At 69.5% G+C, this 15,674-nt stretch carries 12 protein-coding genes; 5 read left to right on the plus strand and 7 right to left on the minus strand.

Annotated elements, in window-relative coordinates; genetic code table 11:
• Positions 1 to 94: 94 nt before the first annotated feature.
• Positions 95 to 3,634, minus strand: coding sequence for a DNA polymerase III subunit alpha (gene dnaE / locus ABZS97_RS16235; protein ID WP_356138098.1), 3,540 nt, complete (start codon positions 3,632 to 3,634; stop codon positions 95 to 97).
• A gap of 235 nt (positions 3,635 to 3,869) precedes the next feature.
• Between dnaE and ABZS97_RS16240 the strand changes: the two genes are divergently transcribed.
• From ABZS97_RS16240 to ABZS97_RS16255, 4 genes are all read left to right on the plus strand, one after another.
• Positions 3,870 to 5,198, plus strand: a complete 1,329-nt coding sequence (locus ABZS97_RS16240) for a DUF2252 domain-containing protein (protein ID WP_356138100.1) — start codon at positions 3,870 to 3,872, stop codon at positions 5,196 to 5,198.
• A gap of 88 nt (positions 5,199 to 5,286) precedes the next feature.
• Positions 5,287 to 5,973 (plus strand): hypothetical protein, encoded by a 687-nt coding sequence (locus ABZS97_RS16245; protein ID WP_356138102.1) that lies wholly within the window; start codon positions 5,287 to 5,289, stop codon positions 5,971 to 5,973.
• 66 nt (positions 5,974 to 6,039) lie between these two features.
• Positions 6,040 to 6,858 (plus strand): DsbA family protein, encoded by an 819-nt coding sequence (locus ABZS97_RS16250; protein ID WP_356138104.1) that lies wholly within the window; start codon positions 6,040 to 6,042, stop codon positions 6,856 to 6,858.
• Positions 6,859 to 6,978: 120 nt separating this feature from the next.
• A complete protein-coding gene (locus tag ABZS97_RS16255; RefSeq protein ID WP_356138106.1) occupies positions 6,979 to 8,655 on the plus strand; it encodes an alkaline phosphatase D family protein in 1,677 nt (558 codons plus the stop codon).
• Between the two features lie 12 nt (positions 8,656 to 8,667).
• Here the strand turns inward: ABZS97_RS16255 and ABZS97_RS16260 are convergent, their stop codons facing one another.
• Positions 8,668 to 9,237, minus strand: a complete 570-nt coding sequence (locus ABZS97_RS16260) for a dienelactone hydrolase family protein (RefSeq protein WP_356138108.1) — start codon at positions 9,235 to 9,237, stop codon at positions 8,668 to 8,670.
• A gap of 84 nt (positions 9,238 to 9,321) precedes the next feature.
• On the opposite strand from ABZS97_RS16260, the gene ABZS97_RS16265 reads away from it, so the two are divergent.
• Positions 9,322 to 10,437, plus strand: a complete 1,116-nt coding sequence (locus tag ABZS97_RS16265) for a mechanosensitive ion channel domain-containing protein (RefSeq protein ID WP_356138110.1) — start codon at positions 9,322 to 9,324, stop codon at positions 10,435 to 10,437.
• 75 nt (positions 10,438 to 10,512) lie between these two features.
• On the opposite strand, the gene ABZS97_RS16270 is transcribed toward ABZS97_RS16265, so the two are convergent.
• The 5 genes from ABZS97_RS16270 to ABZS97_RS16290 all read right to left on the minus strand — a co-directional run bounded on the left by ABZS97_RS16270 (position 10,513) and on the right by ABZS97_RS16290 (position 15,410).
• Positions 10,513 to 12,099: a Na+/H+ antiporter gene (locus ABZS97_RS16270; RefSeq protein ID WP_356138112.1), complete on the minus strand. Its 1,587-nt coding sequence runs from the start codon at positions 12,097 to 12,099 to the stop codon at positions 10,513 to 10,515.
• Between the two features lie 98 nt (positions 12,100 to 12,197).
• Positions 12,198 to 12,665 (minus strand): GNAT family N-acetyltransferase, encoded by a 468-nt coding sequence (locus ABZS97_RS16275; protein ID WP_356138114.1) that lies wholly within the window; start codon positions 12,663 to 12,665, stop codon positions 12,198 to 12,200.
• Complete coding sequence (locus tag ABZS97_RS16280) at positions 12,662 to 13,606, minus strand: RluA family pseudouridine synthase (RefSeq protein WP_356138119.1); 945 nt, start codon at positions 13,604 to 13,606, stop codon at positions 12,662 to 12,664. The genes ABZS97_RS16275 and ABZS97_RS16280 overlap by 4 nt, the downstream gene beginning before the upstream one ends.
• Before the next feature lie 51 nt (positions 13,607 to 13,657).
• On the minus strand, positions 13,658 to 14,326 hold the full coding sequence (lspA, locus tag ABZS97_RS16285) for a signal peptidase II (protein ID WP_356138122.1): 669 nt from the start codon (positions 14,324 to 14,326) through the stop codon (positions 13,658 to 13,660).
• An 88-nt stretch (positions 14,327 to 14,414) separates the two neighbouring features.
• Positions 14,415 to 15,410, minus strand: a complete 996-nt coding sequence (locus tag ABZS97_RS16290; protein ID WP_356138125.1) for a TraR/DksA family transcriptional regulator — start codon at positions 15,408 to 15,410, stop codon at positions 14,415 to 14,417.
• Between the last annotated feature and the right edge of the window lie 264 nt (positions 15,411 to 15,674).

Raw genomic sequence — 15,674 nt, forward strand, 5'->3', positions numbered from 1 at the left:
GGCCGAACGCGGGCTGTTGAAGCCCAGGCATGAATGAGGGGCGTACCCGGCTGCGGGTACGCCCCCCATTTCTGTGTTTCTGTCGCTCTGTCGATCAGCCCGCCAGGCAGGACGGGCCCAGCAGTACCTTCAGGTCGCCGAAGAGCGCCGGGTCCGGCTTCACGCGGTGCCGGTCGAGCCGCAGCACCGTGGTCTTGCGCGGGCCCTGGAGCCTGATGCGGACCTCGCTCTCGCCCTTGTGGTGGCTGAGGATCTCGCCGAGCCGGCTGACCATGGGCGGGGTGACCTTCAGCGCCGGGATGGTCAGGATCACGGGCGCGTTGGTGCCCGCGTTCGACAGGTCCGGGACCTGGAGTTCCATCGCGACCAGGCGGGGCACGTCCTCGCGCTTGTCGAGGCGTCCCTTGACGAACACCACGGCGTCCTCGACGAGTTGGGTCGACACCAGCTGGTAGGTCGCCGGGAAGAACATGCACTCGAGGGAACCGGCGAGGTCCTCGACGGTCGCGATCGCCCAGGCGTTGCCCTGCTTGGTCATCTTGCGCTGCAGGCCCGAGATGATGCCGCCGATCGTGACGACCGCGCCGTCCGCGTGCTCACCTCCGGTGAGCTGGGAGATTCCCGCGTCCGCCTTGTCGGACAGGACGTGCTCCAGGCCGAAGAGCGGGTGGTCGGAGACGTACAGACCGAGCATCTCCCGCTCCTGGGCGAGCAGATAGGCCTTGTCCCACTCGTCGGTCGTGAACTCCACGTCGAGACCGAAGCCCGGCTCGTCCGCGCCCTCGTCGCCCATCCCGCCGAAGAGGTCGAACTGCCCCTCGGCCTCCTTGCGCTTGACCTGCACCACGTTGTCGATCATCGGCTCGAACTGCGCGGTGAGGCCCTTGCGGGTGTGGCCCATCGTGTCGAACGCGCCCGCCTTGATCAGCGATTCGGTGGTCCGCTTGTTGCAGGCGACCGCCTCGACCTTGTCCAGATAGTCCGGGAAGGAGGCGTACTTCCCCTTGGCCTTGCGGCTCTTGATGATCGACTCGACGACGTTCGTACCGACGTTGCGGACGGCGGAGAGACCGAAGAGGATCACGTCGTCGCCCTGGGCGGCGAAGTTCTGCTCCGACTCGTTGACGTTGGGCGGCAGCACCTTGATGCCCATGCGCCGGCACTCGTTCAGATAGACGGCCGACTTGTCCTTGTCGTCCTTGACCGAGGTGAGCAGCGCGGCCATGTACTCGGCCGGGTAGTTCGCCTTCAGGTAGCCGGTCCAGTACGAGACCAGGCCGTACGCGGCCGAGTGGGCCTTGTTGAAGGCGTAGCCGGCGAAGGGGACCAGCACGTCCCACAGGGCCTGGATCGCCTCGTCGCTGTAGCCGTTCTTCTTGGCTCCGGCCTGGAAGATGGTGAAGTTCTTCGCCAGTTCGTCGGGCTTCTTCTTGCCCATCACGCGGCGCAGGATGTCGGCCTCGCCGAGCGAGTACCCGGCGATGATCTGGGCGGCCTTCTGCACCTGCTCCTGGTAGACGATCAGGCCGTAGGTGACCGCGAGGACCTCCTGGAGGGGCTCCTCCAGCTCCTTGTGGATCGGCGTGATCTCCTGGCGGCCGTTCTTGCGCTCCGCGTAGTTGATGTGCGAGTTCATGCCCATCGGGCCCGGCCGGTAGAGGGCCGAGACGGCGGAGATGTCCTCGAAGTTGTCGGGCTGCATCTGGCGCAGCAGCGAACGCATCGGGCCGCCGTCGAACTGGAACACGCCGAGGGTGTCGCCGCGGCAGAGCAGTTCGAAGGTCGTGGGGTCGTCCAGCGGGAGGGCGAGCATCTCCAGGTCGACGCCCTTGTTGGCCTTCACCATCTTGATGGCGTCGTCCATGATCGTGAGGTTGCGCAGGCCCAGGAAGTCCATCTTCAGCAGGCCCAGCGACTCGCACTGGGGGTAGTCCCACTGCGTGATGGTCACGCCGTCGGTGTGCCGCACCCAGATGGGGGCGTGGTCGACGATGGGTTCGCTGGACATGATCACGCCGGCCGCGTGCACACCCATCTGCCGGACCAGGCCCTCGACGCCCTTGGCGGTGTCGATGACCTTCTTCACGTCCGGTTCGTTCTCGTACATCGCCCGGATCTCGCCCGCCTCGTTGTAGCGCGGGTGCTTCGGGTCGGTGATGCCGGAGAGGTCGATGCCCTTGCCGAGGACGTCGGCGGGCATCGCCTTGGTGAGGCGGTCGCCCATCGCGTACGGGTAGCCCAGCACGCGCGCGGAGTCCTTGATGGCGTTCTTCGCCTTGATCTTGCCGTACGTGCCGATCATGGCCACCTTGTCGGCGCCGTACTTCTCGGTCACGTACCTGATCACCTCCACGCGCCTGCGCTCGTCGAAGTCGATGTCGACGTCGGGCATGGAGACGCGCTCGGGGTTGAGGAACCGCTCGAAGATCAGGCCGTGCGGGATCGGGTCGAGGTCGGTGATGCCCATGGCGTACGCGACGATCGAACCGGCCGCGGAGCCACGGCCCGGCCCCACCGCGATGCCCTGCTTCTTGGCCCACATGATGAAGTCGGCGACGACGAGGAAGTACCCCGGGAACCCCATCTGGATGATGACGTCCATCTCGTACTCGGCCTGCTTCTGGCGGTCGTCGGGGACGCCGCCGGGGAAGCGGCGCTCCATGCCGAGGCGGACCTCCTCCTGGAACCAGGTGACCTCGGTGTAGCCGTCGGGGATGTCGAACTTCGGCATGAGGTTCTTCGCCTCGAACATGCCGGAGGTGTCGATCTGCTCGGCCACCAGGAGCGTGTTGGCGCAGCCCTCCTGCCAGGCGTCCGAGGAGTCGACGGCGTACATCTCGTCCGTGGACTTCAGGTAGTAGCCGGTGCCGTCGAAGCGGAAACGGTCCGGGTCGGAGAGGTTCTTGCCGGTCTGGATGCACAGCAGCGCGTCGTGGGCGGTCGCCTCGTTCGCGTACGTGTAGTGCGAGTCGTTCGTCACCAGCGGCGGGATGCCGAGCTTCTTGCCGATGTCGAGGAGGCCGTCGCGCACGCGGCGCTCGATCTCGATGCCGTGGTCCATCAGCTCCAGGAAGTAGCGGTCCTTGCCGAAGATGTCCTGGTACTCGGCGGCCGCCTTCAGTGCCTCGTCGTACTGGCCGAGACGCAGCCGGGTCTGCAGCTCACCGGAGGGGCAGCCGGTCGACGCGATGAGCCCCTCGGACCACTGGGAGATCGTCTCCTTGTCCATGCGGGGCCACTTCTGCAGCCAACCCTCGGCGTACGCGTCCGAGGAGAGCTTGAAGAGGTTGTGCAGGCCCGTCCGGTTCGCCGCCCAGATCGTCTTGTGCGTGTAACCACCCGAACCGGACACGTCGTCGCGCTTCTGGTGCGGCTGGCCCCACTGGATCTTGCGCTTGTTGCGCCGGGACTCCGGGGCGACGTACGCCTCGATGCCGATGATCGGCGTGACGCCCGCCTTCTTCGCCGTGTGGAAGAAGTCGTACGCCCCGTGGAGGTTGCCATGGTCGCTCATGGCGATGTGGGTCATGCCCATCTCGTTGCAGGCGTTGAACATGTCCTTGAGCCGCGCGGCACCGTCCAGCAGCGAGTACTGGGTGTGGACGTGCAGGTGCGTGAACGGCGGCTTCGACACGGTTGTGGCCTCCAAGGAGAACGGCGGACGACAGGCTGCGGACAGTCTGGGGGGACAGCGTCGAAGTCTATGACGCGGGACTGACACTCCGCGGGCGCTCACCCGTACCTTCATGCGGGTACTCGGGCACTCCCGGGTACTTTCGTCCGTTGGAAGTGGACGGACCACCTGTCCACAACCGGCGGATCTCCCGTCCCACACATCAAGCACCACCTGCACCAGGAGGCACCCAGCGATGTCGGTCCCGCAGCTCAACGACGAGCAACGCGGCGAGCAGATCCTCGCCGTCTTCGACACCGCCTTCGGCGCGCTCCTGGCCGCCGACCCGGCCGCGTTCCGCGTGAAGTTCCGCAAGATGGCGGCCTCCGCCTTCGCGTTCTACCGGGGCACGGCGGGCCTCTTCTACCACGACCTGGACGCGGAGAAGCGCGGCGGCCCGTACCTGGACGAGCGCACCTCGCGCGTGTGGATCCACGGCGACCTGCACGCCGAGAACTTCGGCACGTACATGGACGCGAACGGCCGCCTGATCTTCAATGTGAACGACTTCGACGAGGCCTACGTCGGCCCGTTCACCTGGGACCTCAAGCGCTTCGCGGCCTCCGTCGCCCTGCTCGGGTACGCGAAGGCACTCGGCGACGAGCAGATCACCGACCTGGTGCGCACCTACGCGGCCGCCTACCGCGAGCGCATCCACGCCCTCGCCACCGGCGCCAAGAGCGACGAGGTGCCGCCCTTCACGCTGGACACGGCCGACGGCCCGCTGCTGGACGCGCTGCGCGACGCCCGCTCGCTGACCCGTTTCGGACTGCTCGACTCGATGACCGAGATCCGCGACTTCGAGCGGCGCTTCGCGGCGGGCGGCGGCTCCATCGAGCTCGACGCGGCCACGCGCTACAAGGTGCTGGCCGCCTTCGACGGCTACCTGGAGACGCTTCCGGAGGCCTCCCTGGCCCGCCCGGACTCGTACCGGGTGAAGGACGTCGTGGGCCGTCGCGGCATCGGTATCGGCTCGGCGGGGCTGCCCTCGTACAACATCCTTCTGGAGGGCAACAGCGACGCCCTGGAGAACGATGTGGTGATCTACATCAAGCAGGCCCAGACACCGGCCGTCTCCCGGCACATCACGGACTCCTCGATCCGCGAGTACTTCCAGCACGAGGGCCACCGCACCGTCATCTCCCAGCGCGCCCTGCAGGCGCACGCCGACCCGTGGCTCGGCTGGACCGAGCTGGACGGCGCGGGCCAGCTGGTCGCCGAGGTCTCCCCGTACGCCGTGGACCTCGACTGGGGCGACATCGACGACCCGGAGGAGATCGCGGCGGTCGTCGCGGACCTCGGCCGGGCCACCGCCACGATGCACGCGGCGGCGGACGACGAGAGCGGTCACTCGGAGCTGGTGCCGTTCTCCACGGAACGGGCCATCGACGCGGCGATCGCCGCCGACGAGGAGGGCTTCGCGGGCCTCCTGGTGGACTTCGCGCACAGCTACGGAGCACGCGCGCGGGGGGATCACCAGATCTTCGTGGACCTCTTCCGCAACGGCCGAATCCCCGGCCTGTAGGGATCACGACGCCCCGACGACGCTCCCGTAACTCATAGGAACCTTTTAGGGGGCTCTTACGGGAGCTCGTGGGACACTCTCCAGCGCCATGGACATATCCGGAACCCAGCTCAGAGCCGTACGCGCGGCCCTGTTCACGGCAGTCGTCGTGACGCTCTCCACCGCGTCGCACGTCCTGCTGTCCCGGGTCCCGCTGCCGCTGGCCACCGTGGCCGCGATCGCGGGCGCCGTCTTCGTCCTCGCGTATGTGCTGGCGGGCCGCGAGCGCGGTTTCGGCGCGATCGCGGCCCTGCTGATCCCGCTGGAGCTGGCCGCCGACACGGTGTTCACCACGGGCCAGCACGTCTGCTACGGCAGGGCGGGCGGTCCCGTGGCGGGCCCGCTGCGCTCCGTCGGCTTCGACGTGCTGTGCGGCGGCGGCAGTGTGGGCACCCCGCTGGCCCGTGTCACCGGCGCCGGCCCCGACCGCGCGGCGGCCCTGCTCGCGCACGCCGACCCGGCCGCCGCCTGGCTGCTGCTCACCGCGCACATCGGCGTCGGACTCCTCGCCGCCGCCTGGCTGCGGCGCGGCGAGCGGGCCCTGGAGCAGTTGCTGCGCGCGGCGGCCACGGCCGCCTTCCGGCCGCTGCTCCTCGCCGTCGCCGCGGTGACGGTGGAGCTCACGCCGGTACGCCGGCCGCCCCGCCCGGCACACCGGATCGCCGCCATCCGCACCCGCCTCTTCGCCCACTCCATGGGACGACGTGGACCGCCGTGCTCAGTCGCCTTCGCCTGAGCAACTGCAGTCCCCCATACGTATTCCGCGTACAGCATGTGCGCGTCCCACATGGAGATCACCAATATGAGCAAGCGGAACAGCCAGGCGTCCAAGTCGGCGGCACGTGAGCGGCTGCGCGTCGAGCGCGAGCGCCAGGCCAAACGGGACAAGGCCAAGCGGCAGGTCATCGTCGCCGGCTCCATCGTCGGCGTCCTCGCGATAGCCGGCGGCATCGGCTACGCGGTCGTGCAGAACAACAAGCCCGCCTACTGGGAAGCCGCCAAGAAGGACAAGCTCGTCAAGCCGGCCAACACCAGCGGCACCAACGGCACGACCGTCGTCGTCGGCAAGAGCACCGCCAAGAAGACGCTGAAGCTGTACGAGGACTCGCGCTGCCCGATCTGCGCCCAGTTCGAGCAGACCGTGGGCCCGACCCTGAAGAAGGACCTCGACGCCGGCAAGTTCAAGATCCAGTACATCGGCGCCACGTTCATCGACAACCACGACAACGGCGAGGGCTCCAAGAACGCGCTCAGCGCTCTCGGTGCCGCCCTGAACGTGAGCCCCGAAGCCTTCCTGGAGTACAAGACCGCGCTCTACTCGACGAAGTACCACCCCGAGGAGACCGACGACAAGTTCAAGGACGACGCCTACCTGATCAAGGTCGCGAACACGGTGGACGCCCTCAAGAACAACAAGGCGTTCCAGAAGGCCGTGAAGGACGGCACCTACGACAGGTGGGCACTGGACATGTCGAAGACGTTCGACGACAACAAGGACGGGGTCGACGGCACGCCGAGCCTCGTCATGAACGGCAAGCAGCTCACCGGGTCCGACGGCAAGAACGCGCCGATGTCCGTCGCCGACTACACGACGGCGATCGACGCGGCGCTCAAGGCCTGACGACCGAGCCCGAGGACTGACGACCGGCTCAAGGGCGGATCCGACCAGAAGCCGAAGAGCGGGCGAACTTTTACGAGTTCGCCCGCTCCCGGCCTGTACTGATCGGTAACCTGACCGCTCGTGACCAGTCGATACAGATCTTCCGAGCCGCAAGATCCTCCGGGCGCCGCCAACTCCCGCGCTCCCCGCCGCCGTACGGTCGTCAAGGCCGCGGCCGTCACCGCCGTCCTCGCCGCGCCGCTCGCCGCCGCACTGCCGGCCCGCGCCGCCGAGGCACCCGCCTTCCTGCACGGTGTCGCCTCCGGTGACCCGCTGCCCAACGGCATCCTGCTGTGGACCCGGGTGACGCCCACTTCGGAGGCGACACCCGGCTCCGGGCTCGGCCCCGACACCGAGGTGAGCTGGACCGTCGCCAAGGACAAGGCGTTCACCAACGTCGTCGCCAAGGGCTCCACCACCGCGTCGGCCGCCTCCGACCACACGGTCAAGGCGGACATCCGCGGCCTGGAACCGGCCACCGACTACTGGTTCCGCTTCTCCGCGGGCGGCACCGACTCCCCCGTGGCCCGCACCCGCACCACTCCCGCGGCGGACGCGAGCGTCATGGGCCTGCGCTTCGGCGTGGTCTCCTGCGCCAACTGGGAGGCCGGCTACTTCTCCCCGTACCGCCATCTCGCCGCGCGCGGCGACCTGGACGCCTGGCTGCACCTGGGCGACTACATCTACGAGTACAAGTCCGGCGAGTACGCGGCCCGCGGCAAGGTCGTCCGGCCGCACGCACCGGCGAACGAGATCATCACCCTCGCCGACTACCGCACCCGGCACGGCCGTTACAAGACCGACCCGGACCTCCAGTCGCTGCACCACAAGGTGCCGGTCATCGCGATCTGGGACGACCACGAGTTCGCCGACAACGCCTGGTCGGGCGGCGCGGTCAACCACACCGAAGGCGCCGAAGGCGCCTGGTCCGCCCGCCAGTCGGCCGCCAAGCAGGCCTACTTCGAGTGGATGCCGGTCCGCCCGGCGATCGAGGGCACCACATACCGCCGGCTGCGCTTCGGCAAGCTCGCCGACCTCTCGCTGCTCGACCTGCGGTCGTTCCGCTCGCAGCAGGCCTCCACGGCGAGCGGCTCGGTGGACGACCCGGACCGTACGCTCACGGGCCGGGCGCAGCTCGACTGGCTGAAGGCGGGGCTGAAGGCCTCGGACACCACCTGGCGGCTGGTCGGCAACTCCGTGATGATCTCGCCGTTCGCCATCGGCGAGCTGTCCGCCGACCTCTTCAAGCCGCTCGCCAAGCTGCTGGGGCTGCCGCAGGAGGGCATCGCCCTCAACACCGACCAGTGGGACGGCTACACGGACGACCGCCGCGAACTGCTCGCGCACCTGCGCACCAACGCGATCCGCAACACGGTCTTCCTGACCGGCGACATACATATGGCATGGGCCAACGACGTGCCGGTGGACGCCGGCACATATCCGCTGTCCGCCTCCGCCGCCACGGAGTTCGTCGTCACCTCGGTCACCTCCGACAACCTCGACGACATCGTCAAGGTCCCCGAGGGCACCGTCTCCGCGATCGCCTCGCCGATCATCCGGGCCGCCAACCGGCACGTCCACTGGGTCGACACCGACCGGCACGGCTACGGCGTCCTGGATGTCACGGCCGACCGCGCGCAGATGGACTACTACGTGCTCTCCGACCGCACGGACCCGAACGCGACCTCGTCCTGGGCCCGTTCGTACCGCACGCGCAGCGGCACGCAGAAGGCCGAGCGCACCTACGACCCGGTTTAAGGGCCCCGGCTCCTAGAGGGTTTCGAGGAAGCCGAGCGCCACCCGCCAGGTGGCCTCGGCAGCCTCCTCGTCGTAGTCCGGCAGGTCGGGGTCGGTGTACAGGTGACCGGCCCCGGCGTACCGGTAGATCTCCACGTCGGCGCCCGCCTTGCCCATCTGCAGATACCAGGCGCTCAGCCAGTCGTCCGTCTCGAACGGGTCCGGCTCGGCGACATGCAGCTGCACCGGCAGCTCGTCCACCGAGGCGCTCTCGGCGATGTCCGACGTGCCGTGCAGCAGCAGAAGGCCGCGCGCCTTGTCGTCGCCGAGGGCCAGGGTCTGCGCCGTCGCGGCGCCGAAGGAGAATCCGGCGTACACGAGCCCGCGCTCGGAATGGGGTGCGGCGGCCAGAACGGCCCGCTTGAGCAGCTCTTCCTTGCCGATCTCGTCCTTGAAGGCCATGCCCTCCTCGACGGTCTCGAACGTCCGCCCCTCGAAGAGGTCGGGCGTCCACACCTCGTGCCCCGCGCCGCGCAACCGGTCCGCCGCCGCGCGCACCGCGGGCCTGAGGCCGAAGGTCGAGTGAAAGAGCAAGATGTTCATGAACCCATGGTGCCAGCCGGCACCGACAACGCCGTATCCAGGCAACATGTTCATGACCGCCCTCATCCGGTTACGTTCGAAGGCATGGAAACGGTACTTCGCCCGCTGATCGTGGTCGGCGGTTCGGTCGTGCTCACCCTCCTCATCGGGTGGGCCACCGACCGCCTGCTGCGCAAGGCAGACGACCAGCATTCGGAGACGCCGCTGTGGGGCCTGCTGCGCCGCGGCCGTATCCCCTACCAGATCGTTCTCTGCGCGGCCATGCTCAGAGGCTCCTACGACGAGGCACAGCTGCTGCAGGCACACCGGGTCGGCATCGGGCGCGGCCTGACGCTGGTGCTGATCGGGGCCACCGCCTGGCTGGTGGTGCGCATCACGGCCGCGATCGTCGAGACGTCGTACTCCCGTTACGCGAGGGCCCACCGTGATCCGGCCCGGGTGCGCCGGGTGCGCACGCAGGTGTCGCTGATCATGCGGGTGGTCGCGGCGATCGTCGGGGTGGTGGCGGCCGCCTCGATGCTGCTGACGTTCCCGGCGATGCGCGCGGCCGGCGCCTCGCTGCTGGCCTCGGCGGGCATTCTCGGCATCGTCGCCGGTGTCGCCGCCCAGTCCACGCTCAGCAACCTCTTCGCCGGGCTGCAGATCGCCTTCGGCGACATGGTGCGGCTGGGCGACACGGTCGTGGTGGACGGCGAGTGGGGCACGGTCGACGAGATCACCCTCACCTTCCTGACGGTACGGACCTGGGACGAGCGCCGGATCACCATGCCGGTCTCGTACTTCACCTCGAAGCCGTTCGAGAACTGGTCGCGCGGCGGCGCCCAGATGACCGGCATCGTCTTCTGGCACCTCGACCACACCGCGCCCGTGGAGGCGATGCGCGAAAGGCTCCGCGACATCCTGCGCGAGTGCCCCGCCTGGGACGGCCGCGACTACGGCCTGGCCGTCACGGACACGACCCCGAACACCATGCAGGTGCGAGCGCTGGTGACGGCGAAGGACGCGGACGACGTCTGGACGGTACGGGTCACGGTCCGCGAGCAGATGATCCGCTGGCTGACCGAGCACCACCCGTACGCGCTGCCCCGCGTGAACACGGCCGACGCCCTGTTGTCGCCGGGCAGCCCCAACGGGCGTTCCCGGTCCGCGGACGGGGCGGTACGGCGGGCCCACGAGCCGCCGCGGACGGGCCGGGGCTGAGCACCGGGCCGCACCTGCGGGAAAGGACGCCGATACGGCGCCCAGGACGGGACCCCGGCTTCGGCCGGGGTCCCGTCACCGCAGACTGCGCACATCCAGATGCCGCAGCACCCGGTCGACGATCTCCGGGTCGGCTCCCGCCTCACTCCGCGCCGACAGCACCTCGTGCCGCGCCGCGCTCAGCATCTCCCCCTGGATCCGCCGCATCCGCTTGATCCGGCGGACCCGCTGGTCGTGCGCCTCGCGCCGCTCGTCGTCCCCCATGTCGGGGCTGATCCGCACCCCGATCTCGAAGGCCCGGCGCAGCAGTTGCTCGGACAGTTCCTCCGGCAGCTCCTCCACCTCCTCGATCTCCTTCAGTCTCCGCTTCGCGGCCTTCGCCGCACGGACGGCGAGCACCCGTTCGAAGGCCTTCTCGCTGTCGGTGTCGGCCCGCACGCCGAGCTTCCTCACCAGCCAGGGCAGCGTGAGCCCCTGGAGCACCAGCGTCGCCATGATCACGCCGAACGCGATGAACACGATCTCGTCCCGGTCCGGGAACGGCGACCCGTCGTCCATCTCCAGCGGAATGGCGAGCGCGAGCGCGACGGAGGCGACGCCTCTCATCCCCGCCCACCACATCACGACGGTCTCGCGCCAGGAGGTCGGGATCTCCTCGTCGTAGTCCCGTTTCGCGTGCAGTCGTTTGGTCAGCCAGGTCGCCGGCAGCAGCCACGCCAGGCGTACGAGGACGACGACGGCGACGATCGCCCCGGCCCAGCCGAGCATCTCGCCCCAGCGCCCCGACGCCGTCCTGATGGCGTTGTGCAGTTCGAGCCCGATCAGCCCGAACGCGACTCCGGTGACCAGGGTGTCGACCACGTCCCAGAAGGTGTGCCCGGCGAGCCGCGTCAGGACGTCGTCGGCGTCGGTGGCGTACTCGGCCAGGAAGAGCGCGGTGGTGAGCACCGCGAGCACCCCCGAGCCGTGCAGTTCCTCGGCGAGGACGTACGAGGCGAACGGCACCAGCAGGGTCAGGCCGATCTGCAGGGTGGAGTCGTCCAGCAGGTTCATCAGCTTGTTGGCGGCCCAGCCGAGCGCGAGTCCGACGGCCACCGCGACGACCGCGGACAGCACCAGGTCGAGGGCGGCGCGCGGCAGGGAGAAGCTTCCGCTGACGGCGGCGGCAATCGCCACGTGGTAGAGCACGATGGCCGTGACGTCGTTGAACAGCCCCTCGCCCTCGAGGATCGACACCAGTCGGCGCGGCAGCCCGAGCTGCCCTGCGACGGCGGTCGCCGCGACGGGGTCGGGCGGCGCGACCAGCGCCCCGAGGGCCACAGCGGCGGCGATCGGCAGCCCCGGAACGATCGTGTTGGCGACGACGGCCACCACCACGGTGGTGACGAACACCAGCGCCACGGCCAGCAGGAAGATCGGACGTTTGTTGGCCGTGAACTGCCTCCACGACGTGCGCCGCACCGACGCGTAGAGCAGCGGCGGAAGCAACGCGGGCAGGATCAGGTCAGGCGGGATGTCCACATTGGGCACGAAGTCCAGTACGGCGAGCACGATGCCGAGGAGCGTCATCAGCACCGGGGCGGGCAACCCGAACCGGTCCCCCACCGGAACACTCACCACGGCTCCGAGCAGCAGCACGAACAGCAGGGCGAGTTGGTCCACGGCGCGCACTCCGGACTGGCGAGACGATCAGAGTCTCCAGCGTGCCACGCGCCGTACGCCCGGCCGGGACGTCACACCCGGCCCGGGTACCGCGGGGTTCAAAGAGCGCGTCGCATCGCCCGGTGCGGGATCCCCGCGTCGGGGAACTCCGGGCCGTACGCCTCGTAGCCGAGCCGCTCGTAGAAGCCGGTCGCATGCGTCTGCGCGTGCAGGTCCACCGCCGACAGGCCACGCGCGCGTGCCGCGTCCTCGATGGCGCGTACGAGGGCGACACCGACGCCGAGCCCTCGCGCGTCCCGGGTCACGGCGAGCCGTCCGAGCGAGCCGACGCCCAGGTCGCCGCCGGTCTTCGCGGCGGCCTCCTCGCCGTACAGGAGGCGCCCGGTGCCGAGCGGCAGCCCGTCCTCCCGGACCGCCAGCACATGCAGGGCCCCGGCGTCGTAGGCGTCGTACTCGATGTCCTCGGGGACGCGCTGCTCGACGACGAAGACCGCCTTGCGCACCGCGAAGCACGCCTCACGGTCGGCGGCGTCCTCGGCCACCCGCACGACGAACGCGGAGCTCACGCGTTGCTCTCCTCGCGGACCTTGTCCAGCGCCTTCTGCAGGTCGGCGGGGTAGCCGCTGGAGAACTCCACCCACTCCCCGTCGCCGGGGTGCTCGAAGCCGAGCCGCACCGCGTGCAGCCACTGCCGGGTGAGACCGAGCCGCTTGGCGAGCGTCGGGTCCGCGCCGTAGGTCAGATCGCCGACGCACGGGTGGCGGTGGGCGGCCATGTGGACGCGGATCTGGTGGGTGCGCCCGGTCTCCAGCTTGATGTCGAGCAGCGAGGCCGCCCGGAACGCCTCCATGAGGTCGTAGTGCGTGACGGAGGGCTTGCCCTCGGCCGTGACCGCCCACTTGTAGTCATGGTTCGGGTGGCGGCCGATCGGCGCGTCGATGGTGCCGCTCATCGGGTCGGGGTGGCCCTGCACGAGCGCGTTGTAGCGCTTGTCGACCGTACGTTCCTTGAACTGGCGCTTCAGCGAGGTGTACGCGCGCTCCGACTTGGCGACTGCCATCAGACCGGACGTGCCCACGTCCAGGCGGTGCACGATGCCCTGGCGCTCGGCGGCACCTGAGGTCGAGATCCGGTACCCGGCGGCCGCGAGGCCGCCGATCACGGTCGTGCCGGTCCAGCCGGGGCTCGGGTGCGCGGCGACGCCCACCGGCTTGACGATCACGACGATGTCGTCGTCGTCATGCACGATCTCCATGCCCTCGACGGGCTCGGCGACGATCTGCACCGGGGCGGGTGCCTGCGGCATCTCCACCTCCAGCCAGGCGCCGCCGTGCACCCGGTCGGACTTTCCGACCACCGAGCCGTCGACCATGACCTTCCCCGCCGCGGCCAGCTCGGCGGCCTTCGTACGGGAGAAGCCGAACATTCGGGAGATGGCGGCGTCGACACGCTCGCCCTCCAGGCCGTCGGGCACGGGCAGGGTGCGGATCTCGGGAATCGTACTCACCCGTCGAGTATGCCGGACGGCTCGGACACCGCCGTACGGCAGCCTGCGCGCTCAGTCCCTGTGGACGGTCCCGTCCGGGTCCAGTCCGCGGAAGGACAGCAGCACGATGAGGATGCCGCCGCAGACGATCGCGGAGTCGGCCAGGTTGAAGACCGCGAAGTGCTTCGGCGCGATGAAGTCGACGACCGCGCCCTCGAAGACGCCCGGCGAGCGGAAGATCCGGTCGGTCAGGTTGCCCAGGGCGCCACCCAGCAGCAGGCCCAGCGCGATCGCCCAGGGCAGGCTGTACAGCTTGCGCGCGAGCCGTGCGATCACCACGATCACGGCCGCGGCGATCACCGTGAAGATGATGGTGAAGGCCTCACCGAAGCCGAAGGCCGCGCCCGCGTTGCGGATCGCCTCGAACCGCAGCCAGTCCCCGATGATCTCGATCGGCGCATGGTGTTCCAGCTTCGCGACGACGAGCATCTTGCTGACGAGGTCGAGCGCGTACGCCAGGGTCGCGACCGCGAAGAGCACGGCGATCCGGCGCCTGCGCCGCGGCTGCTCGGCCGCGGTCCCGGCGCCCTGCGCCCCGTCCACACCGGACTGCTCCGCCGGTGCCGTGTCGCCGGAGCCGGACCGGCCGCCCGCCGCCGCGTTCTCGTCGGACTGCTCCGGTTCGGCCCCCGCCGCCCCTGGGTTATCCGGCGTACCGATGATGCGCTCCGCCTCTGCCACGTGAGTCCCTCAACCTAGGTGCCTGACTGAGGACGAGAGTACGGCACACCCCCTGGGACCCACGTGCTCAGGAGCCCTCCCGCGCCGCTCAGTAACGGCGCTCCTGCTTCTGCTTGCACTCGACGCACAGGGTGGCCCGCGGGAAGGCCTGCATGCGCGCCTTGCCGATGGCGTTGCCGCAGTTCTCGCACAGGCCGTAGGTGCCCGCGTCGAGGCGCTCCAGCGCGCGGTCGGTCTGTTCGAGCATCTCGCGCGCGTTGGCCGCGAGGGACATCTCGTGCTCGCGCGTGATGTTCTTGGTGCCGGTGTCGGCCTGGTCGTCGCCCGCGCCGTCGCCGGAGTCCCGCATCAGTCCCGCGAGCGCCTCCTCCGACGACGTGATCTCGGCCCGCAGGCGCAGGGACTCGGACTGGAGCTCGGCCCGCGCCTCCGCGACCTCTTCCGGGGTCCAGGGGTCCTCACCGGGGCGGACCGCGAGCTCACCGGGCGTCACGGCGGCGATCCGCGCCTTGGGGACCGCGGTGGACTTCTTCGCCGCCGTGGCCGTGCCAGGAGTCTTCTTCGCAACCACCGTTGTGGCTCCCGTCGTCTTCGCGGCCTGGGCCGCGCCCGCGGCCGCGGACGCGACCGCCTTCTTGGCCGTACTGGTGCTCTTCTTGGCGGCACGCTTCGCGGCCGTCGGTTTCTTCGCCTCTGCGGTCGTGACGGCCGTCTTCTTGGCGGCTGCCTTCTTCGTCGCCGTCTTCTTCGTCACCGTCTTCGTCGCGGCCGTCTTCTTCGCGGCCGTCTTGGTGGCGGATCTCTTGGCAGCCGGTTTCGTCGTGGCCGTCTTCGTCGGGGCCCCCTCCGTAGTGGCCGACTTTCCGGTGGCCGTCTTCTTTGTGGCCGCCTTCTGTGCAGCCGTCTTCTTGGCGGCCGATTTCGTCCCGGCGGTCGCACCCACCGTCTTCACCGGCTTCGCCGGTGCGGTCGCGTTCCCGGCGGGTGCCCCCTGAGCGCTCTTCTTCCCACCCACGTCCTTGGCCGCCGGACCCGTGGATCTGCCGGACGCCGACTCCTGTACGGCGGACTTCTTCGCCACCATGGCCGCGGCCCCTTCACATATTGTGATCTTGCACGCGAATCGTGCTGGGACGATAAATCGACTTCCGGCCCGCGGCAACGGGGCACGCCACCGATTCGCCCGCCCCGCGCGCACCCCGCGGCGAGTCTGCATGCGTTGTTCCCAACTCCCCGCCGGGTAATCCGCCCCGGCCCGCGTCCCAGGATCCGGACACCCGCGCCTCGCCATTCGGGTCACGGCGCAGGCCCCCGGGGCACCCCGCCGGGGCCCGCGCCCCGCCCGCCC

The organism is Streptomyces sp. NPDC005485 (assembly GCF_040606085.1).
Classification (GTDB): domain Bacteria; phylum Actinomycetota; class Actinomycetes; order Streptomycetales; family Streptomycetaceae; genus Streptomyces.